26 protein-coding genes are annotated in these 24,587 nt (G+C 49.9%); 22 read left to right on the top strand and 4 right to left on the bottom strand.

Annotation, left to right across the window (positions count from 1 at the left end; translation table 11 throughout):
• Nucleotides 1–35 precede the first annotated feature (35 nt).
• Both dnaN and dnaA read right to left on the bottom strand, forming a co-directional pair.
• The gene (gene dnaN / locus EVJ24_RS11135) at nt 36–1,175 is read right to left on the bottom strand and encodes a DNA polymerase III subunit beta (protein ID WP_070329329.1); all 1,140 of its coding nucleotides are present in this window, start codon (nt 1,173–1,175) and stop codon (nt 36–38) included.
• A 197-nt stretch (nt 1,176–1,372) separates the two neighbouring features.
• Nucleotides 1,373–2,746, bottom strand: coding sequence for a chromosomal replication initiator protein DnaA (gene dnaA, locus EVJ24_RS11130; RefSeq protein WP_131441357.1), 1,374 nt, complete (start codon nt 2,744–2,746; stop codon nt 1,373–1,375).
• A gap of 778 nt (nt 2,747–3,524) precedes the next feature.
• Here dnaA and rpmH point away from each other — a divergent pair.
• From rpmH to EVJ24_RS11110, 4 genes are all read left to right on the top strand, one after another.
• A complete protein-coding gene (gene rpmH, locus EVJ24_RS11125; RefSeq protein WP_083274156.1) occupies nt 3,525–3,659 on the top strand; it encodes a 50S ribosomal protein L34 in 135 nt (44 codons plus the stop codon).
• Between the two features lie 157 nt (nt 3,660–3,816).
• The gene (gene rnpA, locus EVJ24_RS11120) at nt 3,817–4,170 is read left to right on the top strand and encodes a ribonuclease P protein component (RefSeq protein WP_070329331.1); all 354 of its coding nucleotides are present in this window, start codon (nt 3,817–3,819) and stop codon (nt 4,168–4,170) included.
• A 103-nt stretch (nt 4,171–4,273) separates the two neighbouring features.
• Nucleotides 4,274–5,134, top strand: a complete 861-nt coding sequence (yidC, locus tag EVJ24_RS11115) for a membrane protein insertase YidC (protein ID WP_131441356.1) — start codon at nt 4,274–4,276, stop codon at nt 5,132–5,134.
• Between the two features lie 119 nt (nt 5,135–5,253).
• Complete coding sequence (locus EVJ24_RS11110) at nt 5,254–5,796, top strand: HdeD family acid-resistance protein (protein ID WP_131441355.1); 543 nt, start codon at nt 5,254–5,256, stop codon at nt 5,794–5,796.
• 18 nt (nt 5,797–5,814) lie between these two features.
• On the opposite strand, the gene EVJ24_RS11105 is transcribed toward EVJ24_RS11110, so the two are convergent.
• Entirely contained in the window at nt 5,815–6,567 is a 753-nt protein-coding gene (locus EVJ24_RS11105) for a nucleotidyltransferase domain-containing protein (protein ID WP_131441354.1), read from the bottom strand.
• A gap of 170 nt (nt 6,568–6,737) precedes the next feature.
• Here EVJ24_RS11105 and mnmE point away from each other — a divergent pair, with 170 nt between their 5' ends.
• The 5 genes from mnmE to EVJ24_RS11080 all read left to right on the top strand — a co-directional run bounded on the left by mnmE (nt 6,738) and on the right by EVJ24_RS11080 (nt 12,523).
• On the top strand, nt 6,738–8,117 hold the full coding sequence (mnmE, locus tag EVJ24_RS11100; protein WP_070329335.1) for a tRNA uridine-5-carboxymethylaminomethyl(34) synthesis GTPase MnmE: 1,380 nt from the start codon (nt 6,738–6,740) through the stop codon (nt 8,115–8,117).
• Nucleotides 8,118–8,132: 15 nt separating this feature from the next.
• Complete coding sequence (gene mnmG, locus EVJ24_RS11095; protein WP_131441353.1) at nt 8,133–10,019, top strand: tRNA uridine-5-carboxymethylaminomethyl(34) synthesis enzyme MnmG; 1,887 nt, start codon at nt 8,133–8,135, stop codon at nt 10,017–10,019.
• Nucleotides 10,020–10,023: 4 nt separating this feature from the next.
• On the top strand, nt 10,024–10,740 hold the full coding sequence (gene rsmG / locus EVJ24_RS11090) for a 16S rRNA (guanine(527)-N(7))-methyltransferase RsmG (RefSeq protein WP_071398682.1): 717 nt from the start codon (nt 10,024–10,026) through the stop codon (nt 10,738–10,740).
• A gap of 79 nt (nt 10,741–10,819) precedes the next feature.
• On the top strand, nt 10,820–11,698 hold the full coding sequence (gene noc, locus EVJ24_RS11085) for a nucleoid occlusion protein (RefSeq protein WP_131441352.1): 879 nt from the start codon (nt 10,820–10,822) through the stop codon (nt 11,696–11,698).
• A 42-nt stretch (nt 11,699–11,740) separates the two neighbouring features.
• The gene (locus EVJ24_RS11080) at nt 11,741–12,523 is read left to right on the top strand and encodes a ParB/RepB/Spo0J family partition protein (RefSeq protein ID WP_131441351.1); all 783 of its coding nucleotides are present in this window, start codon (nt 11,741–11,743) and stop codon (nt 12,521–12,523) included.
• On the opposite strand, the gene yyaC is transcribed toward EVJ24_RS11080, so the two are convergent.
• Complete coding sequence (gene yyaC, locus EVJ24_RS11075) at nt 12,496–13,122, bottom strand: spore protease YyaC (protein ID WP_070329339.1); 627 nt, start codon at nt 13,120–13,122, stop codon at nt 12,496–12,498. The two genes, EVJ24_RS11080 and yyaC, sit on opposite strands and share 28 nt — an antisense overlap.
• A gap of 170 nt (nt 13,123–13,292) precedes the next feature.
• Here yyaC and EVJ24_RS11070 point away from each other — a divergent pair, with 170 nt between their 5' ends.
• From EVJ24_RS11070 to yycF, 13 genes are all read left to right on the top strand, one after another.
• On the top strand, nt 13,293–14,231 hold the full coding sequence (locus EVJ24_RS11070) for a mechanosensitive ion channel family protein (protein ID WP_071398685.1): 939 nt from the start codon (nt 13,293–13,295) through the stop codon (nt 14,229–14,231).
• Entirely contained in the window at nt 14,221–14,424 is a 204-nt protein-coding gene (locus tag EVJ24_RS11065) for a DUF951 domain-containing protein (protein ID WP_016509068.1), read from the top strand. The genes EVJ24_RS11070 and EVJ24_RS11065 overlap by 11 nt, the downstream gene beginning before the upstream one ends.
• 153 nt (nt 14,425–14,577) lie before the next feature.
• Complete coding sequence (gene ychF, locus EVJ24_RS11060) at nt 14,578–15,678, top strand: redox-regulated ATPase YchF (RefSeq protein ID WP_070329341.1); 1,101 nt, start codon at nt 14,578–14,580, stop codon at nt 15,676–15,678.
• A 130-nt stretch (nt 15,679–15,808) separates the two neighbouring features.
• Nucleotides 15,809–16,096: a 30S ribosomal protein S6 gene (gene rpsF, locus EVJ24_RS11055; RefSeq protein WP_071398686.1), complete on the top strand. Its 288-nt coding sequence runs from the start codon at nt 15,809–15,811 to the stop codon at nt 16,094–16,096.
• Nucleotides 16,097–16,133: 37 nt separating this feature from the next.
• Complete coding sequence (gene ssb / locus EVJ24_RS11050) at nt 16,134–16,661, top strand: single-stranded DNA-binding protein (RefSeq protein ID WP_070329342.1); 528 nt, start codon at nt 16,134–16,136, stop codon at nt 16,659–16,661.
• A 41-nt stretch (nt 16,662–16,702) separates the two neighbouring features.
• Nucleotides 16,703–16,933 carry a 30S ribosomal protein S18 gene (rpsR, locus tag EVJ24_RS11045; protein WP_015880232.1) on the top strand — a complete coding sequence of 77 codons (231 nt, stop codon included), beginning with the start codon at nt 16,703–16,705 and terminating at the stop codon, nt 16,931–16,933.
• Between the two features lie 152 nt (nt 16,934–17,085).
• A complete protein-coding gene (locus tag EVJ24_RS11040; protein WP_070329343.1) occupies nt 17,086–19,077 on the top strand; it encodes a DHH family phosphoesterase in 1,992 nt (663 codons plus the stop codon).
• On the top strand, nt 19,074–19,517 hold the full coding sequence (gene rplI / locus EVJ24_RS11035) for a 50S ribosomal protein L9 (RefSeq protein ID WP_070329344.1): 444 nt from the start codon (nt 19,074–19,076) through the stop codon (nt 19,515–19,517). The genes EVJ24_RS11040 and rplI overlap by 4 nt, the downstream gene beginning before the upstream one ends.
• 17 nt (nt 19,518–19,534) lie before the next feature.
• A complete protein-coding gene (gene dnaB / locus EVJ24_RS11030; protein WP_070329345.1) occupies nt 19,535–20,887 on the top strand; it encodes a replicative DNA helicase in 1,353 nt (450 codons plus the stop codon).
• A 173-nt stretch (nt 20,888–21,060) separates the two neighbouring features.
• A complete protein-coding gene (locus EVJ24_RS11025) occupies nt 21,061–22,350 on the top strand; it encodes an adenylosuccinate synthase (RefSeq protein ID WP_131441350.1) in 1,290 nt (429 codons plus the stop codon).
• A 107-nt stretch (nt 22,351–22,457) separates the two neighbouring features.
• A complete protein-coding gene (locus EVJ24_RS11020; RefSeq protein ID WP_131441349.1) occupies nt 22,458–22,907 on the top strand; it encodes an HIT family protein in 450 nt (149 codons plus the stop codon).
• Nucleotides 22,904–23,716, top strand: a complete 813-nt coding sequence (locus EVJ24_RS11015) for a protein phosphatase 2C domain-containing protein (RefSeq protein WP_131441348.1) — start codon at nt 22,904–22,906, stop codon at nt 23,714–23,716. Before EVJ24_RS11020 ends, EVJ24_RS11015 begins: the two co-directional genes overlap by 4 nt.
• A gap of 158 nt (nt 23,717–23,874) precedes the next feature.
• The gene (gene yycF, locus EVJ24_RS11010; protein WP_070329347.1) at nt 23,875–24,585 is read left to right on the top strand and encodes a response regulator YycF; all 711 of its coding nucleotides are present in this window, start codon (nt 23,875–23,877) and stop codon (nt 24,583–24,585) included.
• Nucleotides 24,586–24,587: the final 2 nt, after the last annotated feature.

The raw sequence follows: 24,587 nt of genomic DNA, 5'->3' as shown, positions 1-24,587 counted from the left end.
AAACACCTCATCATCCCCGATTCGCTCCATCTTGATTAAGATGTGCGGACTGGCAAAATCAACTGAAGGACACTATCTTGTTCAACCGGACGCAAAATGAACGGGCGCATCGAACCTGTGAATTGAACCTCGATTTCCGTCGCATCGAGCGCACGAAGTGCATCCATGACAAATTTCGAGTTGAACGAAATTTTGAGTTCTTCACCTTCGAGCGATAAGATGCTGACCCGCTCGGACACTTTCCCGACTTCAGGCGAGTGCGAAGAGACTTCGACCGTGTTCGCTTCTTCAGCCACGAACTTGATGACATTGTTGCGATCCGAACGTGCCAACAGCGATGCACGATCAATCGCCTGTAAGAAATCTTTCGCATTCAAACGAACTGCAGTCCGATATTCTTCTGGGATCAAGCGAGACGTATCTGGGTACGCTCCATCAAGAAGACGTGAAAAGAACGAAATGTTTTTCAGACGGAATAGAATCTGTTGGTCCGTCAAGACGATTTCAATCGGCAACTCTTCACGGTCGAGTAATTTCGCGAGCTCATTGAGCGAACGACCAGGTACGACGACGTTTTGGAACGTCAAATCGTCATCTGTTTCAAAACGGGCCCGGCGCAGTGCCAACCGATGGCTATCCGTCGCGACGCATGTCAAAAATCCTTTTTCAGCTGAGAAATTCACACCTGTCAGGACTGGCCGTGTCTCTTGCGACGAGACGGCAAAGCTTGTTTGGCGAATGATCGTCTTCAACAAATCGGCCGGGAGATAGAACCGACGGTCGCTCGCTAGTTCAGGGAGACGTGGATACTCGTCTGGGTCGAGTCCGTTCAGATGGAACTCCGCTTGACCTGATTCGATACGCGTCATGAAGTTTGGTGAGACTTCGAGTGTGACTTCGTTCGTCGGGAGCTTTTTGACGATTTCACCAAGGAAACGGGCGTTCAAGACGACGCTACCGGCACGTTGGATTTGGATGAGTTCGATTCCACCCTCTTCGACCGGGATCAATCGTTCGATCGAAATTTCCGTATCACTTCCTGTGAGCGTCAATCCATCCGCATGAGCTTCAAGTTTTAATCCTGTCAAAATCGGAATCGTCGTTCTAGAAGCAACAGCTTTTGATACATCTTGTACGGCTTGCATGAATACATCGCGCTGAATCGTTAAGTGCATGTGGATAATTCCTCCTAAGTGAAATGAGTCATATAGTTTAATAATAATAGTATTATTTAAGTCATAATAGTAATAAGGGCTGTGGATAGTGTGGATAACTCACTTGAACAACTGGCGTTGAGCCAATCTGCCTGTGAATAACGTGTGGATAACTCGGCTTGTTTATCCACAGGATATCCACAGGAGGAATGAGACGGTTACGACAACGCCTTCTTCAATGTTTGAATCGTCTCTTGCATCTCCGGATCATGCTTGAGTAACGTGCTAATCTTCTCATGCGCGTGGATAACTGTCGTGTGATCCCGCCCACCGAACTCTTCCCCGATTTTAGGGAGTGAGCTCTCGGTCATCTCGCGTGATAAATACATCGCGATCTGTCTCGGGAAAGCGAGCGTCTTCGTCCGTTTTTTCGCTTTGAGCTCATCGACCTCGATATTGAAGTGATGACCGACGATCTCTTGGATGTCACGGATGACAATCTTCTTCGCCTCTTGCACCGGCATGATGTTGTGGAGCGCTTCGGCAGCGACATCAGGGTCAATCGGCCGGGCGACGAGCTTCGCATAGGCGACGACGCGGGTAAGTGCGCCTTCAAGCTCACGAATGTTCGTGTCGATTTGATTCGCGATATATAGCATGACATCATTGGCGATATCAAGCCCTTCAGCCGTCGCTTTCTTCCGTAAAATCGCGATCCGCGTCTCGAGGTCAGGCGGCGTGATATCCGTTATCAGTCCCCATTCGAACCGAGACCGGAGACGATCTTCTAACGTCGGAATCTCTTTAGGCGGCCGATCGCTCGAGATGACGATTTGTTTTTGATCGTTATGGAGCGCATTGAACGTGTGGAAGAACTCTTCTTGCGTCTGTTCTTTCCCGGCCAAGAACTGAATGTCATCTATTAATAGAACATCGATGTTCCGGTAACGGTTACGGAACTCCTCTGTCTTATTGTCGCGGATTGAGTTAATGAACTCGTTTGTAAACTTTTCCGACGAAACGTAGGCGATTCGTGCGCCTGGCTTCTGCCCTTTCACGTAATGACCGATCGCATGCATCAAGTGTGTCTTTCCAAGTCCGACTCCCCCATAGATGAAGAGCGGGTTGTAAGCTCTCGCAGGCGCTTCGGCCACAGCCAGTGAGGCAGCGTGGGCAAACCGGTTGCCCGAACCGATGACGAACGTTTCAAAGATATACTTATCGTTTAATTGACCGAGGTTCCCTTCCTCTTTTGATCGTACTGGAACCGGCTGCTCTCTCGTTTCTGTAGCGGCAATCGCTTCTTTTGATCCCTCTGCAGGAGCATACTTGTGCGCTTGCGACTCCTCGATAAAATGAATCTCAAGTCGATTGTTCGTCACTTCCTCAACCGTATCTTGCAGTAATGACAAGTACTGACGTTCGAGCCAAGTGACAATGAAACTAGCGGGGGCGGATACGACGAGTGTCGTTCCCATCAATGAAATTCCTTCCGTTGACTTCAACCACATGTCAAAGCTAGCTTTTGGTGTTCGTTCTTCTTCGTCGATTAGAGATAAAACATTTCTCCAAATCTCGCGAGCATTTTTCAATGAAAGACCTCCTTTACTCACATATTGGCGAAACTTATTCACATGATATACACATTCACTATTCTTATAGTAGAAACTAGGCTTATCCCCAGGAAACAAAAACTGTGGATAACGTTATCCACAAGGTGTTAACTATGGGGATAACAGTTATCCACAGGCTGTGTATATCTCGGAATTGATGAAATATCATCCACGAGTTGTGCACATTTAGTTTAGCAAAATAAAATAGACGTGGCAACGGTTTTTGACATTTATCCACAGATTTAAAAAACAATCCACAGGCACTTATCCACATGCTGTGGACAGTGTGGATAAGCTGTGGATATGTTGTGGATAAACTTAAAGTGAACGAGCCGTCATGAAAAAGTTATACACAAAAGAGGGAGAAAGAAAATAACGTATTGTTTTTGTAAGAGAAGAAAGTGGAATTTTAAGAAACCGCACGCTACAATTGTTGAAAAAGACGGAGTTATACACATATAAGTGTGGATAACTAGGTGGATATGTGGATAAAATGGCTTTATCAAGCTATTTGTAAAGGAATGACGGCTTAAATGTAAAGGTTGCGTCTCGTTTAGTCCCCTATTTTATCGATGTCTAGCCTGATCAGTCTAGCTGGGGAGATCAAGTCCATCGCTGCCAACTATTCGTGCCCGATTCGAAAACCTCTTGAAATGCCATTGACAATCGGTAGAACAGTTTATATAATCTTAAAGACTGCCTTAAATGAAACTATAACTTGCTAATAGAGCGTTAACCTTGAGGAGGTGCTTTAACCATGAAACCAACTTTTAATCCTAACAACCGTAAGCGTAAAAAAGTTCACGGATTCCGTTCGCGTATGGCGACTAAAAACGGCCGCAACATTCTTGCTGCTCGTCGTCGTAAAGGCCGCAAAGCCTTGACTGTCTAATAAAGATCAAAAGATTGCCCGGGGAACTGATCCTCGGGCAATCTTTTTTTATCGTCACAGAATTGAACGGAAAAAATCGATTCTCACTCGTTGAAACGAATGGGATATGATATGATGTTAGGTGACGATTTTTGAAGCGAAGGATGGAGTGAGAATTTTGAAAAAAGAATACCGCCTCCAAAAGAATGAAGAGTTCCAAGCGGTGTTTCGTGAAGGACGCTCCGTGGCTAATCGTCAGTTTGTCGTCTACACGCAGAAGGCGGATCAAGCGCATTTCCGGGTTGGACTTTCTGTCAGCAAAAAGTTAGGGAACGCAGTGGAACGAAACCGAATGAAACGATTGATGCGTGAATCGCTTCGCTTGCTCGAACCGAACGTGGCTCCGCATAATTATGTCATCATCGCTCGTAAACCAGCGACGTCGCTCTCGCAAGATGAAGTGACGGAGAGTTTGAAACATGTGTTCAAACGGGCTAAAGTATGGCAACAGAGACAAGTCGATCGATCATAACAATCCGAGCTCGTTCTTTCATATATAACGCGAACTAATTAGGATTGACCGATAGACGTGTGACGCAACTAAAAGAATCGATACAGAAAGCGTAGGAGGAATTATGAGCAAAAACCTGAAATTAGGATTATTGGCCGTCATGACTGGTGTCATCTTGTTGATGGCCGGATGTGTCGATCCATCGACAATCCAAGGAGAGCCAATCACGGCTGAAACGGAAGGCTTCTGGTCTAAATACTTTGTATGGCCACTAGCATGGTTGTTAAAAGAAGCGGCTTATTTAATCGGCGGCACTTGGCAGTACGGTTTTTCAATCATCGTTGCGACGATCATCGTCCGCCTCTTGATCTTACCGCTCATGATCAAGCAAACGAAGAGTATGGGTGCGATGCAAGTGTTGCAGCCGGAAATGCTCAAGCTTCGTGAGAAGTATAGCTCGAAAGACCAAGAGACACAGCGTAAACTGCAAGAAGAAATGATGAAGATGTATCAAGACTACCAAATCAACCCGCTCGCAGGGTGTTTGCCAATCTTGATTCAAATGCCGATCTTGTTCGCATTCTATGATGCGATTCGTCGGACACCTGAAATCTTTGAAGCAAGTTTCCTTTGGTTCGACCTTGGTGCGCCGGATCCGACGTTCATCTTGCCGATCCTTGCTGCGATCTTGACGTATGCCCAACAAAAAATCTCAATGGCGGGGCAAGAACAAAACCCGCAGTTGAAGATGATGCTTTATATCTTCCCGGTCATGATCTTCGTCATGTCGATCACCCTCCCGGCAGCCCTCTCGATGTACTGGGTCGTCGGTTACATCATCTCAATCATCGTGACGATGGCAATCATGTTGCCGATGCGTGAGAAGATGAAAGTTCAAGCTGAAGCGAAAATCGCTGCGAAAGAAGCAGAGCGCGCGGTACTCGCAGAAGAAGAAAAACAGAACAAAAAGAAAAAACGCAAATAAACGTTGAGGCTGTGGATAAATAATCCACAGCCTTTTTTTGTGACAAGAGAAGTATTGTGGATAAAATACGGGAATAGGATTAAAGACCAATTATCTGAACCAAGAAGGGAGCATTCCTAATGGAGACGCTGATCAAACGGCTTGAACGTTCGACGTTAGTCCAAGCCGGTATTTATTTGGTGATCGGGTTACTGATTTTATTTAATCCGCGCTTTTTCTTTGACGTCATCGTTTATCTCGTCGCCGGTTATTTTGCTGTACTCGGTCTTTGGGTGTTGTTCCAAGGTCTTCGCCAACGAAAAGATGGGTTGCCGCCATCGTTCTTTATGGGGATCGTCTATATCTTGATTGCCTTAATCGTCTTTTTCTTCGCTGAAACGTTAGCCAGCCTCTTACCGCTCTTCATCGGTTTCTTGTTCTTGTTTGGCGGGCTCATCCGGCTCATTCAAGCCGTTGGTTTTCGCAAGACGATTGCGAATCGGTGGATGTTCTTTCTATTGAGCAGCTTGTTGTGGATCGGGATCGGACTACTCATGCTGGCGAACCCGTTCGACAGCTTACTCGTCTTGTTTCAATTGTTCGGGGGCTTTTTAATTGCCGTCGGTCTCATCGAATTAGTACTCTATTTCACGCTTCGGTCTGCAAGACGCCAGCACGTATGAACGAAGAGCCGCCTGATTTTACAGGCGGCTCTTTTCGCGTTGGAGCAAATTTATGAAAAACGGTCGGATTGTTGCGAACCCTTCGATCGTCTCCAAAAATCGACGCTCCTCCTCTAGGCGAGCGATATACAGTCGCGCTGCCGTGGCATGTTTTGTCGGGGTCAACGACTCATACCACGCACGCAAATCAATGTGGGCACGTGCAGCCACGTCTTTCAACCCGAGGACGCTACGGTGCGGCTCGTAATGGGCTGCAAGGACGTAGGCGAAATGGTTCATCCCTTGGCGCAACATCTCGACGGCCCAAATGTCGTTTCCGCGGTCGCGTGCTTTCGTATATTGAAAGAAAAACCAAATCGTATCGAAGGCGTGCCCGTATAAGTCATCTGTAGCCAAGGTGAGCGAACGGGGATGATGTTCAAGCCGGTTGCCGGGGTCGAACAGCACCATAATTTCGTCGTGTCCGTTCAACGTCTCCGACGTGACGGTGAACAAGTCGACGTGTAAGAAATTATCGTAGACGACAATCAGTTGCGGGGCGACGATGTCGATGTCGTCCTCGAGCAAGATTGGACGGTACGCCGACAAGTGCTGGCGCCGTCGGCTTAAAAAGTCAGCGACCTTCTCCGGGGCGACCATGACATAAAGGTCGACGTCCGAATGTTCATCGCCTTCCCCACGTCCAAACGATCCTTTAAGAAAAATCGCTTGAACGGCTTCGTCTTGCTGTAACACGTCCGTCAGTTTAGAAATGGCCTCAAGTTGTCTCATTCCGTCGTGCCTCCTTTGGAAATATATTCCGCTATTGTACAAAAGTAAAAGCTGAAAAAGCAACTCGTGATGGAAAGGTCGGACCCTTTCGTTCGAGCTAAATATCGTGTATAGTAGGTGCGTTATGCATATGATAGATAAAGATGTTTGAAGTATGGGAGGGGAAGATTATGCTAGAGTTTGACACGATTACAGCCATTTCGACGCCGATGGGTGAAGGGGCAATCGGAATCGTCCGTTTGTCCGGTGATAAGGCTGTCGAGACGACGGCGAACGTGTTCGCGGGCAAAGACTTGACGGAAGTGGACTCGCACACGATCCATTACGGAAAACTGAAACGGCCTGGCACAGACGAGGTCATCGATGAAGTGATGGTCAGCGTCATGCGGGCGCCGAAGACGTTCACGCGAGAAGACGTCGTCGAAATCAACTGTCACGGAGGAATCGTCGCGGTCAATCGTGTCCTCGAGCTGATCCTCGAACAACCGAACATTCGATTGGCAGAACCAGGCGAGTTCACGAAGCGCGCCTTTTTGAATGGCCGCATCGACTTATCACAAGCAGAAGCGGTCATGGATTTGATTCGGGCGAAGACCGACCGCGCCATGACCGTGGCGATGTCACAGATGGAAGGTCGTTTGTCACGGCTCGTCCGCGATTTGCGTCAACTGTTGCTTGAAACGATCGCAGCCGTCGAGGTCAATATCGATTACCCAGAGTACGATGCTGAAGAGATGACGCAAGCGATCGTCGAAGAGAAAGCGGGCGAAGTGAAACGTGTGCTCGAACAACTGCTCGAAACGGCTCGCCAAGGAAAAATTTTGCGTGAAGGTCTCGCGACAGCGATCATCGGACGGCCGAACGTCGGCAAGTCCTCGCTGCTCAACACGCTCGTCCAGGAAACGAAGGCGATCGTCACAGAAATCGCGGGAACGACGCGCGACACGATCGAAGAGTACGTGAACGTCAAAGGCGTTCCGCTCAAGCTGATTGATACGGCCGGGATTCGCGAGACGGAAGACATCGTCGAACGGATCGGTGTTGAAAAATCGCGGAAGGCGCTTGCGGGCGCCGATCTCATCTTGCTCGTCTTGAACGGTCATGAGGGCTTGACGGTCGAAGATGAGGCGCTATTCGAGGCGATTGCCGGCATGAATGCGATCATCATCATCAACAAGACGGACTTGCCACAAAACATGGATTCTTCTAAGCTAGAGAAATTAGCGGCGGGACGCCCGATTGTGGCTACATCGCTATTATTGGAAGAAGGGATCGATGCGCTTGAAAAGGCGATTTCGAACTTGTTCTTTGCCAAAGGCGTCGAATCGCAAGATATGACATATATCTCGAACGCACGACACATTCAACTCATCAAACGGACGATCGAGCAAATCGATGAGGCGCTCGGTAGCGCCGGCATGAACATGCCGATTGACATGGTCCAAATTGATTTACGTCGGGCGTGGGATACGCTCGGGGAAATCAATGGGGACACAGTTCAGGAAAGTTTGATCGATCAACTGTTTTCACAGTTTTGTCTTGGGAAATAAGAAGGAGGAAACACTATGGCTTACACGGCAGGCGAGTTTGACGTCATCGTCATCGGAGCCGGTCACGCGGGGATCGAAGCGGCACTTGCGTCGGCGCGCATGGGCGCGAAGACAGCGATGCTCACGATGAACCCGGACATGGTCGGGTTTATGTATTGCAATCCGTCGATCGGAGGTCCCGCTAAAGGGATCGTCGTTCGTGAAATCGATGCCCTCGGAGGCGAGATGGCGAAAGCGATTGACGCGACATATATTCAAATGAAAATGCTCAACACATCAAAAGGTCCAGCGGTGCGTGCGTTACGGGCGCAAGCAGACAAATTCCAATATCAAAATCACATGAAGAAAGTGCTTGAAGACGAACCGAACCTATTGCTTCGCCAAGCACTCGTCGAGCGACTCATCGTCGAAGACGGGCAAGTGCGCGGCGTCATCACGAACACAGGCTCGGAGTATCGAGCGAACGCGGTCATCGTCACGACCGGTACGTTCATGCGCGGACAGATCATCATCGGAGAACTGTCTTACGAGAGCGGTCCGAACAACCAAATGCCTTCTGTCGAGCTGTCGAAGCATCTCGAAGAGCTCGGGCTTGAACTTGTTCGTTTCAAAACGGGTACGCCGCCGCGAATCGACGGGAAGACGATCGATTACTCGAAAACGGAGATTCAGCCAGGGGATGAGAACCCGTCACTCTTCTCTTACACGTCGACTGACCTCAATCCAATCGAACAGATCCCGTGCTGGCTCACGTATACGAGTGAGCGGACGCACCAGTTGATCGACGAGAACTTGCATCGTTCGCCGATGTATTCGGGCGCGATCAAAGGGACAGGGCCACGCTACTGTCCGTCGATCGAAGATAAGGTCGTTCGTTTCAACGACAAGCCGCGTCATCAAATCTTCCTCGAGCCAGAAGGCCGCGACACGGAAGAAATCTACGTCCAAGGCTTCTCGACGAGCATGCCGGAAGACGTCCAGCACCAGATGCTCCGGACGATCCCGGGTCTTGAGAACTCAGAGATGATGCGCCCTGGTTACGCGATCGAATACGACGCGGTCGTACCGACGCAACTTTGGCCGACACTCGAAACGAAGACGGTCAGCGGTCTGTTCACGGCTGGGCAGATCAACGGGACGAGCGGATACGAGGAGGCAGCCGGGCAAGGTATCATGGCCGGTATGAACGCCGCCTGCAAAGTGCTCGGGAAAGACCCGGTCATCTTGGACCGGTCGCAAGCGTATATCGGTGTCTTGATCGACGACCTCGTGACGAAAGGGACGAACGAGCCGTACCGTCTGCTGACGTCACGTGCCGAATATCGCTTGCTCCTTCGCCACGATAACGCCGATCTTCGCCTCAGCGACATCGGACACGAAGTCGGTTTGTTGTCGGCTGAGCGCCATGCAAATCTTGAAGACAAACGTACAGCCATCGCTGCGGAAGTGAAGCGGCTCCAGTCGCTCGTAATCAAACCGTCGGCTGAAGTGAATGCGATTTTGGAAGAAGTCGGGGCGAACCCGCTCAAAGAAGCAACACATGCCAACATCTTGTTGAAGCGGCCCGAAGTGACGTACGCGACGCTGACGCGGTTTGCACCGGCTCCGGTCGAAGTGCCGTTCGAAGTGGCTGAACAAGTCGAGATTCAAGTGAAATATGAAGGATACATCTCGAAACAGCTCGAGCAAGTCGAAAAAATGCGTCGTATGGAAGAGAAGCGCATCCCTGAGAAGCTCGACTATGACGCGATCAGTGGTCTTGCGACGGAAGCACAACAAAAATTGAAACAAGTTCGTCCGCTCTCGATTGGACAAGCGTCACGTATTTCCGGGGTGAACCCGGCCGACGTATCGATTCTTCTTGTCTATATCGAGCAGGGACAATACGCAACGGTGGAGTGAAACGATGAATCAATCCCAATTTATTGAAGCCTTACAGGCAGAAGGGTTCGAACTGAGCGAGAAACAACTCGCCCAGTTCGAACGGTATTTCGAGATGCTCGTCGAATGGAACGAGAAGATGAATTTGACGGCAATCACGGATAAAGAAGAAGTCTATTTGAAGCATTTCTACGATTCGCTGAGCGCTGCGTTTCATTTCGACTTCACGACCGTCGAGACGGTATGTGACGTCGGCGCCGGGGCAGGATTCCCGAGCTTACCGCTCAAAATCTTGTTCCCGCACTTACATGTGACGATTGTCGATTCGCTCAACAAGCGCATCACGTTCTTGAACGAACTCGCCCTCGCTCTCGAGCTAGATGGCGTCGCGTTCCACCATGGACGCGCCGAAGAGTTCGGGAAAAATAAAAAATTCCGTGAGCAATTTGATGTCGTGACGGCCCGTGCCGTCGCGCGGATGACGGTGCTCGCCGAGTACTGTCTACCGCTCGCAAAAGTCGGCGGAACGTTCGTGGCGCTCAAAGCCGCGAAAGTTTCCGATGAACTTGTGGACGCGAAAAATGCCTTGGCGGTGCTCGGTGGGAAAGTAAAAGCGACACACCAGTTCCTATTGCCAGGAGAGATGAGTGAGCGTAATATCGTAATTGTAGATAAATTACGTAAAACGCCCGGGAAATATCCGCGTAAAGCGGGAACGCCGGCGAAAGAGCCGCTAATCTGAGTATTCTTGTTTCACGTGAAACTAAAAGCAGATTCCAGTGGTGGAATCTGCTTATTTTTTACATAAAGGGGTGCCGACGTTGAAGAAAACATTTGCTAAACTGTTCGGAAGTCGTCAAGAAGTGGCCGTCACGGAAATGACGCAAGTTAAACCGAACGACACGGTCCAAGAAATCGCTTTAGCATTACTTCTTCCAAACCGTTATCAACCGCGTAAAGTATTTGAACCGGCTAAGATTGAAGAGTTGGCCGTCACGATCGAAGAGCACGGATTGCTTCAGCCGATCGTTGTTCGTAAGGCGGAAGGGGGCCGCTATGAGATCATCGCTGGGGAGCGTCGTTTTCGTGCGGTCAAATCGTTAGGATGGTCCGTCATTCCGGCTATCGTCCGTGACATGGATGACGATACAACGGCCGCCTTGGCGCTCATCGAAAACTTACAACGCGAACAGCTTAGCCCGATTGAAGAAGCGGAAGCGTATGACCGGTTGTTGTCGATGAAACAGTTGACGCAAGATGCGCTCGCGAAGAGCCTTGGTAAGAGCCAGTCGACAATCGCGAACAAGTTACGCCTCTTGAAGCTGCCGAACGACGTCAAACAATGTTTACGTGACCGTCAAATCAACGAACGACATGCCCGGGCGCTCTTGCCGCTCAAAGAAGAGTTGCTGCAAATTCAAGTACTCACGGAGATCCTTGAAGAAGACTATAACGTCAAAGAGACGGAACAGCGTGTCGCGTTCTTGACGACACCGATTGAAGAAGAAAAACGGAAACCGAAGAAGCAACGCCGGCGGACGAAAAGTTTTGCCCGAGACACTCGAATCGCGATCAACACGATCCGTGACTCGATTGATTTGATCGGGAAAACCGGTATCGAAGTTCAAACCGAAGAAGTCGATGAAGAAGAGTTTGTTGAAATTCGAATCCGAATCCCAAAAGCGCGGCCACAAAAGTGAGCTCGTGCTTTTTTTATAAATCATAAACAAGGAGGCGTCACGATGGAAAAGTTAGCGCTCAAATTTATCCGTCCCAACCCGAACCAACCAAGGAAGCAATTCGAAGCCGAGAAGCTAGAAGAGCTGCGACAATCGATTGAACGGTACGGTGTCTTACAGCCCATCGTCGTCCGTAAGGCGAGCGGCTATTATGAGATCATCGCCGGCGAGCGGCGCTATCAGGCGGCGCGACTTGCCGGAAAAGAAGACATTCCCGCGCTCGTCGTGACGGCCGACTCGGATCGGGTCATGGAGCTCGCGCTCATCGAGAACATCCAACGGGCTGATTTGAACGCGATCGAAGAAGCGCTCGCCTATGAGCAACTCATGCAGACATTAGGGCTGACGCAACAACAGCTCGCCGAACGTGTCGGGAAGAGCCGGAGCCATGTGACGAACAGCCTCCGGCTCCTGAGACTGCCGAGCGCGGTCCAACACGCGGTCATGGTCGGGGAACTGACGATGGGTCATGCCCGTGCCATCACCGGCATGAAGTCGGAGGCGGCGATGGAACAAATCGCGCGACGTGTCATTGCTGAGCAGTGGACGGTCCGCCGGCTCGAGCGCCATTTGCAAAAAGAGCGCACAGAAAAAAAGACGCTCAAACGCTCAGAGTCAGACGTCGAAGCCGTCGAGGCCGTGCTTGCGGAACGTCTTCAAATGGATGTCTCGATTCGGTCACGTCGAAAAGGCGGCGTCCTCGAGTTGAAATATTTTTCGCAGGAAGACTTGGAACATTTGTTGACGCTTTTGTCACCTCAAGATTTTGATTCGTCACGTGATTGACGAAGTCTTGTGAACGCGGCCTCTTCATGGTGGATGTTTCCGATTCGTGAATCGAATTCGACGAATCCGGCGGTGACGAAGCGCGCCAGTTCGTAAACGAGGTGGAGACGCGTGTTTTGTAGAATCATCATCTCCATGAAGCCGCTCACGTTGACGACCGCCTTGATGTTGTATTCGCCGACCGATGGGAGTTCTTTTTGAACGCCAGCTCCCGGTGCGAGCGGGCCTTCCGAGAAGAAGACGTAACCGACGCTCGATAAGCGGCCGAGGCAGGCATCGATGGCGATGATGAGCGGACGGTGAAAGCGTGTCTGAATCTCATGGAGCGTTTCTACTAGGTTTAAGGCATGGACCGGTTTCGTGAGTGTCCCGTAGACGTGCAAGTTCCGAACCATTTTTTCCTCGAGAAACGTACCGACGAGGGGACCGAGCGAATCTCCGGTCGAACGGTCGGATCCGATGCAGACGAGAACGATCGGACGGTGTGTCTCGCTCGCCAACTGTTCATGAAGCTGGTCAGCAAAAAGTTTGGATCCACTCCGTTCAGTATGTTCGATGAAGAAAGAGTATGGTTTATGAGGTTTTAGGCGAAACGGCATGAATCTCATCCTCTCTTCTAAGCTGTTTGGGATCTAGTTGCAATTGTGGAAGGATATCGTATTAACCCATTCCCGGAACGAAGAAACTTATAACGTCCGGATGTAGGGTTTGAGAAAAGTCATCAATTATGGTTTGATGGGTTAGAATATATGACTTTAGAGGTGACAACATGGCTTCACAGAATACAGAAACAGATTTAAGTACGGTGGCTGACGAGACGATTAATAACGTCAACCGCTTCGTCGCGTATTTTCAAGATACAGAGATGTGGATCGCTCTTGGGATTAAGCTGACCGGGGTCGTGCTCATCATCGTGGCGTTGTATGCGGCGACAAGAATATTAACGTCGATGGTCCAGCGCGTTTTCACGTTACGTAAAATCCATGAAGATAACATTGTGGCGCAACGGCAAAATGAAACGCTTTTGAAACTGGCGCAAAACACGATCCGTTATGTGATTGGGCTCATTATGATTTTGACCGTACTCGGTCAATTCGGGGTCAATATCGCTGGTTTGATCGCATCGGCCGGGGTCGCGGGTCTCGCCATCTCGTTCGGTGCCCAAAACTTGGTCAAAGACGTCATCACAGGCGCGTTCATTATTTTTGAGAACCAGTACAAGAACGGGGACTATGTGAACTTGAACCAACAAGTCGACGGGACCGTCATCGAAGTTGGCATCCGGACGACGAAACTTAAAGGATTGAACGGACAAGTGACGATCATTCCGAACGGCCAGATCATGCAAGTGACGAACTACTCGCTTGAGAATAGCGTCGCTGTCGTCGATATCGGGGTCGCTTATGAGGAAGAGACGGAACGGGTCGAGAAAGCGCTGAAAGAAATCGCGAAGGCGGTCGAAGAAAAGTATCACGATCTGTTCATCGAACCGATCACACTCGCCGGTGTGCAGTCGCTCGGACCCTCGGAAGTCGTGTACCGTCTTATGGCCGAAGTGCCGCCGACGCAACATTTCGCGGCAGGCCGGATTTTGCATAAAGAGTTGAAGGCCGGACTTGATGAGCGCGGGATTGAAATTCCATATCCGCGCACGGTCATGATGTCTCCAACCACTTCGACTAAAGGAGCGCCCGAAAATGCAGGCTAAATCGTATGAGTTAAACGATTTTGTAGAGATGAAGAAACCGCACGCTTGTCAAACGAACCGTTGGCAAGTCACACGTGTCGGGATGGACATCCGCATCAAATGTCAAGGCTGCGGAGCGAGCGTCTTAATGCCGCGACGTGACTTTGACAAACGTTTGAAAAAAGTGCTTAAACAAGAGAACGCCGCTGAATAAGTGGCGTTCTTCTCTATGTTGCAACCGTGAGTTGCGGTTTAATCGAGGACTATCTATAATTGTGAAGGATGTGACGGTGTGGTGTACTGAACGTACCCACTCCACAGACGGATCAACATTTCCCGGGAAACGCCGGATGAGGAGGAAATATAAGTGGGATTAACAGCAGGAATCGTCGGGTTACCGAACGTCGGGAAATCGACATTATTTAACGCCATCACGCAAGCAGGTGTAGAAGCGGCCAACTATCCGTTTGCTACAATCGACCCGAACGTCGGAGTCGTCGAAGTACCGGACGCGCGTCTGGACCGGTTGACGGAACTCGTCAAACCGAAGAAGACGGTACCGACAGCGTTCGAATTTACAGATATCGCCGGAATCGTCAAAGGAGCATCAAAAGGAGAAGGGCTCGGGAACAAGTTCCTGGCCAACATCCGTGAAGTGGACGCGATTTGCCAAGTCGTCCGTTGTTTTGAAGATGACAACATCACCCACGTCGCCGGTAAAGTATCGCCGATCGATGACATCACGACAATCAACCTCGAGCTCATCTTGGCGGACCTTGAACTTGTCGACAAGCGCATCACGCGCGTTCAAAAAATGGTGAAGTCAAAAGATAAAGGGGCCGCGCAAGAACTTGAAGCACTCGAGATTGTCCAAGCGGTCCTCGAATCAGAGCGCCCGGCCCGTGTAGCAGAATTGACGGAAGACCAACTCGCGATCGTCAAACACTTCCAACTGTTGACGATGAAACCGATGCTTTATGTCGCGAACGTGAGCGAAGACGAAGTCGCAGACTCGGACAATAACAAGTATGTGCAAGCCGTACGTGAACACGCCGCGACGGAAGATGCGAAAGTGATCGTCATCTGCGCGCGCATCGAGGAAGAGATCTCTGAGCTTGAGCCAGAAGAGCGCCTCGAGTTCTTGCAAGACCTCGGGATCGAAGAGTCTGGCCTCGATCAACTGATCCATGCCGCGTACTCGACGCTTGGTCTCGCCACATACTTCACGGCAGGTGAGAAAGAAGTCCGTGCTTGGACGTTCAAACAAGGGATGAAGGCTCCTCAGTGTGCCGGCGTCATCCACTCGGACTTTGAGCGTGGATTCATCCGGGCCGAAGTCGTCTCGTACGAAGACTTGTCGGCTGCCGGCAACATGACGCTCGTCAAAGAACAAGGCAAGTTGCGTTCAGAAGGTAAAGAATATGTGTTCGAAGATGGCGACGTAGTCACGTTCCGCTTCAACGTTTAAGACATTTCCTTGAAACGTATTGTAAAATGCAAATAAGTTTGATAGTATATTATGACGTGAGTAAAACAATTGTTTGCTCCTTGCTCCTGCAACCGGTAGGAGCCGCTAGTCCAAGAGGAGGTGAAAGATAATGCGTAAATATGAACTACTTTACATTATCCGTCCATCAGTTGATGAGGAAGCTAAAAAAGCGTTGATTGAACGTTTTAACAACGTCATCACTGACAACGGAGGTACTGTTGAAAAAACAACAGATATGGGTAAACGTCGTTTCGCTTACGAGATCAACAAAATGCGCGAAGGATACTACGTTCTTCTTAGCATCACTGCTGAACCTAAAGCGATCCAAGAAACAGAGCGTCTCATGAAGATCTCTGATGACGTTGTCCGTCAAATGACAACTAAAGATGAGCGTTGATTCTTGACGCTTCATATTGTGAAAGGGGAGCTTTGAGATGATTAACCGAGTTGTGTTAGTTGGTCGATTGACACGCGATCCAGAAATGCGTTATACGCAGAGCGGAATCGCCGTAACTCGCTTCACTCTCGCTTGCGATCGTCCATTTACTGGACAAGATGGGAAGCGTGAGGCGGACTTTATTGATTGTGTCGTTTGGCGCAAACAAGCAGAGAACGTGGCGCAATATTTGAAAAAAGGCAGCATGGCCGGCGTAGACGGTCGCCTTCAAATCAGTAGTTACGAGGGTCAAGATGGCCAACGTCGTTACCGGGCAGAAGTCGTAGCAGATAGCGTACGCTTCCTTGAACCACGCGGTGCCTCAGCGCAACGTGATACAGCACCAGCGGGAGATGTTTTCGGTGGTGGTGAGTCAAGTGGATCAGGATGGGGCGCAGCCGCTTCTTCGACTTCATCTCAGTCCTCAAACCAATCTTCAAACCAATCTTCAAACAAAGGTTTTGAAGCAGATCCGTTCTCGGGTGGCGGCAAAATCGACTTATCGGATGACGATCTACCATTTTGATCGCGTCGATTCGAAACTAAACTAATAAAGGAGGTCTTCACATGGCACGTCGTCCAGGAGGTCGTCGTCGTCGTAAAGTATGTTTCTTTACGTCGAACAACATCACTCATATCGATTATAAAGACGTAGAATTGCTCAAGCGCTTCGTTTCAGAGCGTGGGAAAATTCTTCCACGTCGTGTGACTGGTACTTCAGCGAAATACCAACGTCCACTTACTGTCGCTATCAAGCGTTCACGTCAAATGGCTTTGCTTCCATACGTTGCAGAGTAATGTTTGACACACGGCTTATCCTTTGGGGTAAGTCGTTTTTTTTTGTTTTCTGTCTCCACGTAGGAGTGTAAGTGAAACCGGCAGATATGGTATGATAGAGCAGAAACCATTTAGACATCATGAGTGCTTGGCACTCATTTTAGGAGGCACACATGCACAGTGGTGAAGCAATAACATCAGTGAAGAACCAATACGCACGTTACGCGATTCCGTATGTGATTGGAATGCTCGTTTCGTTAGGATTGGCGTTCTACAGCATTGTGGCGGCAATCACCCTGTTCGTGGGCACGCTGATCTTCTTCACGTATCAGCAAGTGACGATCCGGCGAGAACGCAAAGCGTGGGAACGTTATGTCCACTCGCTCTCACATCGGATTGAGGATGTCGGCAAAGAAGCGCTCACGAGTATGCCGATCGGGATTCTAATATTCGATGAGACCCGGCGCATCAGTTGGTTCAATGAACAGTCCCGACTCATCTTTGAACTTGAGATGGAACTGGGCATCTCGATCGACTCGATTCATTCGGCCTTTACGGAGTTGATCGAGGAGGAAGAGGACGAGGCGACGATTGAAGTCGGGGACCGTGTATACCGTGTCCTGTACAATAAGGAATATCAAACGCTGTACTTGTTCGATATGACGGACGAGGCGGAGATTGAACAGAAGTACTCTGAAACGCAGACAGTGATCGGCGTCCTCTACTTAGACAACTACGATGAGATGTCGACTGCCGTCGATGAACAGGTCCGCAGCGAAATCAACCGCCGTGTGACCGTTCTCTTGAACCAGTGGGCGCAAAAATATCACATTTATATGCGGCGGACGGCTGCCGACCGGTTTTTCCTCGTCATGAACGAACGAACGCTCTCGGAACTCGAGAACAATCGCTTCTCGATTCTTGATGAGGTACGGGAAGCGACGAAGGAACATAAAATTCCGCTCACGCTCTCGATCGGTATCGGCTGCGGCGAGACGACGCTGACCGAACTCGGAAACTTGTCCCAATCGAGCCTCGATTTAGGGCTCGGACGCGGTGGTGACCAAGTCGTCGTCAAACGTCATAACGGAAAAGTCCGCTTCTTCGGCGGCAAGACGAATCCGACCGAGAAACGGACGCGGGTACGTGCCCGCGTCATCTCGAACTCGATGCGTGATTTGATTCGAGAGTCGAGCCGTGTCCTCATCATGGGACATAAAAACCCGGACATGGATTCGCTCGGCGCATCGATCGGAATCATGAAGCTCGCTGAGTTTGTCGGTCGTGAGGCGTACGTCGTCATCCCGGCCGGCGAGACGAGTGTCGGGATTCAACGGCTCGTCCATGAAGTCGAGAATGATGAAGACTTGTACAGCCGCTTTTTGACGGAGTTTGAGGCGCAACCGCTCATCGATGACCAGACACTTCTCGTCATCGTCGACACGCATCGTCCCTCACTCGTCATCTCACGGGATCTTTTAGACCGGGCCGAACGAGTCGTCGTCATCGACCATCATCGTCGCGGCGAAGAGTTTATCGAGGACCCGGTGCTCGTCTACATGGAACCTTACGCGTCGTCGACGTGTGAACTCGTGACAGAGTTGATTGAATATCAAGCGGGTACCCGCAAACTGTCGATTTTAGAGGCGACGTCGCTCCTTGCCGGAATCATGGTCGATACGAAAGGGTTCACGCTCCGGACCGGGTCGCGGACGTTTGATGCCGCTTCATTCCTCCGGATTCAAGGAGCGGACACCGTGCTCGTCCAACATTTCATGCGGCAAGACCTCGATTCTTATATCGAACAGTCGCATATTTTAGAGAATACCGACATTTATGCAGGCGGTATGGCAATTGCGGTCGCTTCAGACGACGAGGCCCATCATCAAGTGTTGATCGCCCAATCGGCGGACCAACTCCTGAACATGGAAGGCGTCAAGGCTTCGTTCGTCATCGCCATCTTGCCAGACGGTCGGACCGGGATCAGTGCCCGTTCGCTCGGTGACGTCAACGTTCAAGTCATCATGGAGATGCTCGACGGGGGCGGCCACTTGACGAACGCGGCCACGCAGTTGAACGTGGGTCGCGACGAGGCGAAACAGCTGTTAAAAGAAGCGATCGATCATTACACGACAGATGAAAACGAGGGAGAGGAATCGGAATGAAAGTCATTTTAAAAGTAGATGTTAAAGGTCAAGGACAGGCAGGGGACGTGAAAAACGTCGCCGATGCTTACGCAAAAAACGTACTCTTCAAGCAAAACTTGGCAGTCGAAGCGACACCAGGCAACTTGAAGGCGTTTCAAGCGAAAGAACGCCGTGCCGAGGAAGCAGCCGAAGAAGAGCTGAAAGCCGCGCAACAGTTGAAAGACAAGCTTGAAAAAGAGACGATCGTCGTCAAGACGAAATCAGGCGAAGGCGGCCGTGTCTTCGGCTCGGTAACGAGCAAACAAATCGGTGAAGCGCTCAAAGGGATGGGTTACAAGATCGATAAGCGTAAAATCGAACTTGAACATCCGATCAAAGCGCTCGGTTTCACAAAAGTGCCCGTGAAGTTGCACCATGACGTCACGGCACTGTTAAACGTACATGTTCAAGAAGCTTGAAGGCGAGGTAGAAACGAATGAGTGATGCGATTCAAGTCAATACTCCGCCACATAGCGTTGAGGCGGAACAAGCCGTCCTTGGGGCAGTTATTCTCGATTCTGACCGGCTGATCACGGCCTCGGAACGAGTCGACCCGGACGACTTTTATCGTGTCAGCCATCAACGGATCTTCGAAGCGATGCTGAAGATCAACGACCGCGGGGAACTCGTCGACTTGGTCACGCTCAGTTCGGAGCTCCAATCACAAGGAATCCTCGATGAGATCGGTGGATTGAACTACTTGGCCGAAATCGCCGAGGCGGTTCCTGCCATCGGGAACATCGGGTACTATTTGAACGTCGTCGATCAAAAGGCGGCGCTCCGGCGTCTCATCCGGACGGCGACGAATATCGTCTCGGACGGATACGAGCGTCAAGACGAAGTCGATGCGGTCCTATCTGATGCCGAGCGAAACATTTTAAAAGTTTCGCAACGGAAAGGCCAATCGAGTTTCCATTCGATCGGTTCGGTTTTGTCGGATGCGTATTCGACGATCGAGAAGCTGCATCAATCGAGTGGTGAGATCACGGGGATCGCGACCGGCTTTAGCGACCTCGACAAGATGACGGCCGGGTTCCAGCGTAACGACCTCATCATCGTGGCCGCCCGTCCTTCTGTCGGGAAGACGGCCTTCGCCCTCAACATCTCGCAAAACGTCGCGGTCCGTACGGGCGAGAACGTCGCCATCTTTAGTCTTGAGATGGGTGCCGAACAACTCGTCATGCGGATGCTCTGTGCGGAAGGCAATATCGACGCGCAGCGTCTGCGGACCGGGCGACTCGAGTCTGAGGACTGGGGACGGCTATCGCTCGCGATGTCGTCGTTATCACAGGCCGGTATCTTTATCGACGATACACCAGGTCTTCGCGTCAACGAGATTCGGGCCAAATGCCGCCGCTTGAAGCAAGAGTACGGTCTCGGCATGATCATGATCGACTACTTGCAGCTCATTGTCGGGACCGGCAAGCCGGGCGAGAACCGGCAACAAGAAGTCTCTGAGATCTCGCGTACGCTCAAAGCGATCGCCCGGGAACTCCAAGTACCGGTCATCGCCTTGTCGCAGCTCTCGCGTGGCGTAGAGAGCCGTCAAGACAAACGGCCGATGATGTCGGATATCCGGGAATCCGGGGCAATCGAGCAAGATGCCGATATCGTCGCCTTCTTGTACCGGGACGACTATTACGATAAAGAGAGTGAAGATGCCAACACGATTGAGATCATTATCGCCAAACAGCGTAACGGTCCGACCGGGACGGTCAAACTCTCGTTCCGGAAAGAGTACAACAAGTTCGTCAACATGGAGACGCAAGCTTTCGCACCACCGATGTGAGATCGGTGGTGTTTTTTTGTAGAATCGGGGAAATAGTAATTGAATGTGAGTCAATAACGAACGAAAGGGTAATACATAAAATTATCGTTCGGTATTAGGTTGACTTTCTGAAGTGGCAAGTGTACACTTACCAATGGTTTGAACAGAACGTTTATCTACAAGGAGGATTCATTATGTCATCAGTAGTCGTAGTGGGAACGCAGTGGGGCGATGAAGGAAAAGGGAAGATCACCGATTTCTTGTCTAAACAAGCCGACGTCGTCGCGCGTTATCAAGGGGGAGACAACGCTGGTCATACGATCGTCTTCAATGATACGAAGTATAAACTTCACTTGATTCCATCGGGGATCTTCTATTCGGACAAGACATGTGTCATCGGGAACGGGATGGTCGTCAACCCGAAGTCACTCATTACAGAGCTTGCATACTTACATGAGCGCGGCGTGAGCACGGACAACCTCCGCATCTCAAACCGGGCCCACGTCATCTTGCCGTATCACCAGCTTCAAGACAAGCTTGAAGAAGATGCGAAAGGTGACGCGAAAGTCGGGACGACACTCAAAGGGATCGGCCCTTGTTACATGGACAAAGCGGCACGGATCGGGATCCGGATCGCTGACCTGCTCGACAAAGAAGTGTTCGCCGAGAAACTGAAGACGGTCCTCGCAATCAAAAACCGGATGTTCGTCAAGATGTATGAAGTCGACGCGGTCGAATTCGATGATATCTTTGAAGAATACTATGCGTACGGCCAACAGTTTGCCAAGTACGTGTGTGATACATCGGTCGTGTTGAACGATGCGCTCGACGAAGAACAGAAAATCCTGTTCGAAGGCGCGCAAGGTGTGCTGTTAGACATCGATCACGGGACGTACCCGTTCGTCACATCGTCGAACGCGGCGTCAGGCGGGGTATCGAGCGGTGCCGGAATCGGACCTTCGAAAATCGACCACGTCGTCGGCGTCTGTAAAGCGTACACGTCACGCGTCGGAGACGGCCCGTTCCCGACTCAGCTCGATGACGAAATTGGTCACACGATTCGTGAAGTCGGTAAGGAGTACGGTACGACGACAGGACGTCCGCGCCGTGTCGGTTGGTTCGACTCGGTCGTCGTACGCCATTCGCGTCGTGTCAGCGGCATTACCGACCTGTGCCTCAACTCGATCGACGTGTTGACAGGTCTTGAGACGCTTAAAATTTGTACGGCATACGAGTACGAAGGCAAGCTCCTCGACGAGTACCCGCCGAACTTCCGCGTCCTCGAGAAGTGTGAGCCGGTGTTTGAAGAGCTCCCAGGTTGGACGGAAGACATCACAGGAGTTCGCAAGTTCGAAGACTTGCCGGTGAACGCACAGCGCTACGTCAAACGGATCGAAGCGTTGACGGGCATCGAACTGTTGACGTTCTCGGTCGGACCGGCGCGTGAACAGACGGTCATCTTGCGTGATATTTACGCAGTATAAAAACTAAAGGAGAGATTGTTCAAAACATTGAGCACTCTCTCCTTTTTTATTTGGGTAAATGTGGATAACATCCTTCATAATGAAACACACAAAAGGAGGCGAGACATGTGAATAACTGCTTTATCTGCGACAAACATCGAGGTGTCATTCAGACTGATGGTCAAGCCATTTATGAAGATGACTTGCTATATGTGGGTCATATTGATCGGGAAGGAAAGCCGAATTATAAAGGTCATCTGATGATCGATTTGAAAAGACATGTACCTTCTTTAGCTGATATGACCGTCCAAGAAGCCCAAGCTTGGGGTGTAATGACGATGCAATTAAGTCGAGTCCTGAAAGACGTAGCGGGAGCGGAACATGTCTATACGCTTGTGTCCGGGAATTCTGTCCCTCATTTACATATGCACATGGTTGCTCGTTACCCTGGTACCCCGGAAGCGTATTTTGGGCCGATGGATGTCTATGGTTGGGACGATGCACCACTGCTTCAATCCGAATCACTCATTCGATTTTGCAAACAAATGAGGCATGGCTTAGAGTTGGTACGTCTATGAGATCGATCCCGAATCAATTTCATTGGACAGGTGCTCAATCGCATTACGTAGACCAAATTGATGTCATGTCAATCAATCACGTTCATGTGGGACGATTTGGTGGCAACTCAACTAAAGGACAATACAAAAATGAAGATGGTTGTTTAGTTTGGGCGAACGAAGAGCAAGATTGGGAATTAGCAATGATTTTGGATGCACATCAATCAGCAGATAGTGCTGAAGCGTTGATTGATTTACTGAATGCCAACGAAAATTCGCTGATACATCTGTTAAATCAATCAATTACAAGAACCTATTTTTCAAAGATTGAAAATCACATTCTACAACTGTTACAATCACCTGAATTTCTGATAAAGTGTGAAATATTAAAAGGGGAGACTGCCTGTTTACTTGTAGTCCGTAAAGACAAATACATATGGTGGCTTTCCGTTGGAGACTGTGTCTGCTTTTTATTTCATGACGAACTTGTAAACTTGAATCAATACCAGCTAAATCAGAGGCAATTCTATGAATGGATTGGCAAAGTAAATACGTTCAGTCAGCAGATTCCATGCTATAGCAGTGGGGTACGGGAACTCAGGTCTGGGAGAAGTCGAATTTTATTAGTGACCGACGGCGTACTGGAATGCCCAGGTGATCCGTTCATTGATTCTTCAGAATTACATCGTGCATTTTCAGGTAACACTACCCAATCTCTTTATTCCATCTTAGAAACGATTCAAAATAAAGGCGTACGAGACAGCACGACATTAATCACTTGGGAATGTGCGCATAAACAACCTGTCATGATTCCGAGTGATCAAAAGTAACTACATCTGAGTTTTACTAGCGTACATCAAAATCATTTGATGTACTTTTTTTATAAGCTGTCGTCTATTTCCACGGAAATGGACCACACTTTCTAACCTATAGAAAAAGAGTTACAATGTAGGCATGTACGTTTAACGATAAGAGGAGGACTTACTGAATGGATCGTACGATTTTAGTGGTAGATGACGAACAACCAATCGCTGATATATTGAAGTTTAAACTTGAAAAAGAGGGCTATGTCGTCCACGTCGCGTATGACGGGGAAGAGGCACTCGTGAAAGTCGAGGAGGTCAAACCGGATTTGATCTTGCTCGACATCATGCTCCCGCTCAAAGACGGCATGGAAGTGTGTCGTGAAGTGCGTAAGAAGTATGATATGCCGATCATCATGTTGACGGCGAAAGATTCAGAGATTGACAAAGTGCTCGGTCTCGAACTCGGCGCCGACGACTACGTCACGAAGCCGTTCAGCTCACGCGAGCTATTGGCCCGCGTCAAAGCGAACATGCGTCGTCACGCGACGGCACCGGCCGTTGAAGCGAAAGGCGCCAATGCGAACGATATCGTGATCGGTGACTTGACGATTCATCCGGATTCATACATGGTCACGAAACGCGAAGAGAAGATTGAACTGACACACCGTGAGTTCGAGCTCATCCATTACTTGGCCCAAAATATCGGCCAAGTGATGACGCGCGAGCATTTGCTCCAGACGGTATGGGGTTACGACTACTTCGGAGACGTGCGTACGGTCGACGTGACGGTCCGCCGTTTGCGGGAGAAGGTCGAAGACAGCCCGAGCACGCCGACGTATATTATTACGCGTCGCGGTGTCGGGTACTATTTAAAAGCGGGAGAAGAAGACTAAAC

This window comes from Exiguobacterium sp. SH1S21, assembly GCF_004337175.1.
Lineage (GTDB): Bacteria > Bacillota > Bacilli > Exiguobacteriales > Exiguobacteriaceae > Exiguobacterium > Exiguobacterium aurantiacum_A.
The sequence above is the reverse complement of the archived record's forward strand: the minus strand, read 5'-3'. Positions and strand labels throughout refer to the sequence as shown.

What these genes read in the sequence shown, in the direction of transcription:
- EVJ24_RS11110 (WP_131441355.1), top strand. Translation starts at nt 5,254, where the DNA reads ATGGAGACGCTGATCAAACGGCTTGAACGTTCGACGTTAGTCCAAGCC.
- mnmG (WP_131441353.1), top strand. Translation starts at nt 8,133, where the DNA reads ATGGCTTACACGGCAGGCGAGTTTGACGTCATCGTCATCGGAGCCGGT.
- rpsF (WP_071398686.1), top strand. Translation starts at nt 15,809, where the DNA reads ATGCGTAAATATGAACTACTTTACATTATCCGTCCATCAGTTGATGAG.
- EVJ24_RS11065 (WP_016509068.1), top strand. Translation starts at nt 14,221, where the DNA reads ATGCAGGCTAAATCGTATGAGTTAAACGATTTTGTAGAGATGAAGAAA.
- mnmE (WP_070329335.1), top strand. Translation starts at nt 6,738, where the DNA reads ATGCTAGAGTTTGACACGATTACAGCCATTTCGACGCCGATGGGTGAA.
- EVJ24_RS11015 (WP_131441348.1), top strand. Translation starts at nt 22,904, where the DNA reads ATGAGATCGATCCCGAATCAATTTCATTGGACAGGTGCTCAATCGCAT.
- rsmG (WP_071398682.1), top strand. Translation starts at nt 10,024, where the DNA reads ATGAATCAATCCCAATTTATTGAAGCCTTACAGGCAGAAGGGTTCGAA.
- yyaC (WP_070329339.1), bottom strand. Translation starts at nt 13,122, where the DNA reads ATGCCGTTTCGCCTAAAACCTCATAAACCATACTCTTTCTTCATCGAA.
- rpmH (WP_083274156.1), top strand. Translation starts at nt 3,525, where the DNA reads ATGAAACCAACTTTTAATCCTAACAACCGTAAGCGTAAAAAAGTTCAC.
- EVJ24_RS11070 (WP_071398685.1), top strand. Translation starts at nt 13,293, where the DNA reads ATGGCTTCACAGAATACAGAAACAGATTTAAGTACGGTGGCTGACGAG.
- EVJ24_RS11025 (WP_131441350.1), top strand. Translation starts at nt 21,061, where the DNA reads ATGTCATCAGTAGTCGTAGTGGGAACGCAGTGGGGCGATGAAGGAAAA.
- rpsR (WP_015880232.1), top strand. Translation starts at nt 16,703, where the DNA reads ATGGCACGTCGTCCAGGAGGTCGTCGTCGTCGTAAAGTATGTTTCTTT.
- yidC (WP_131441356.1), top strand. Translation starts at nt 4,274, where the DNA reads ATGAGCAAAAACCTGAAATTAGGATTATTGGCCGTCATGACTGGTGTC.
- EVJ24_RS11080 (WP_131441351.1), top strand. Translation starts at nt 11,741, where the DNA reads ATGGAAAAGTTAGCGCTCAAATTTATCCGTCCCAACCCGAACCAACCA.
- dnaN (WP_070329329.1), bottom strand. Translation starts at nt 1,175, where the DNA reads ATGCACTTAACGATTCAGCGCGATGTATTCATGCAAGCCGTACAAGAT.
- EVJ24_RS11105 (WP_131441354.1), bottom strand. Translation starts at nt 6,567, where the DNA reads ATGAGACAACTTGAGGCCATTTCTAAACTGACGGACGTGTTACAGCAA.
- dnaB (WP_070329345.1), top strand. Translation starts at nt 19,535, where the DNA reads ATGAGTGATGCGATTCAAGTCAATACTCCGCCACATAGCGTTGAGGCG.
- yycF (WP_070329347.1), top strand. Translation starts at nt 23,875, where the DNA reads ATGGATCGTACGATTTTAGTGGTAGATGACGAACAACCAATCGCTGAT.
- rplI (WP_070329344.1), top strand. Translation starts at nt 19,074, where the DNA reads ATGAAAGTCATTTTAAAAGTAGATGTTAAAGGTCAAGGACAGGCAGGG.
- ssb (WP_070329342.1), top strand. Translation starts at nt 16,134, where the DNA reads ATGATTAACCGAGTTGTGTTAGTTGGTCGATTGACACGCGATCCAGAA.
- EVJ24_RS11040 (WP_070329343.1), top strand. Translation starts at nt 17,086, where the DNA reads ATGCACAGTGGTGAAGCAATAACATCAGTGAAGAACCAATACGCACGT.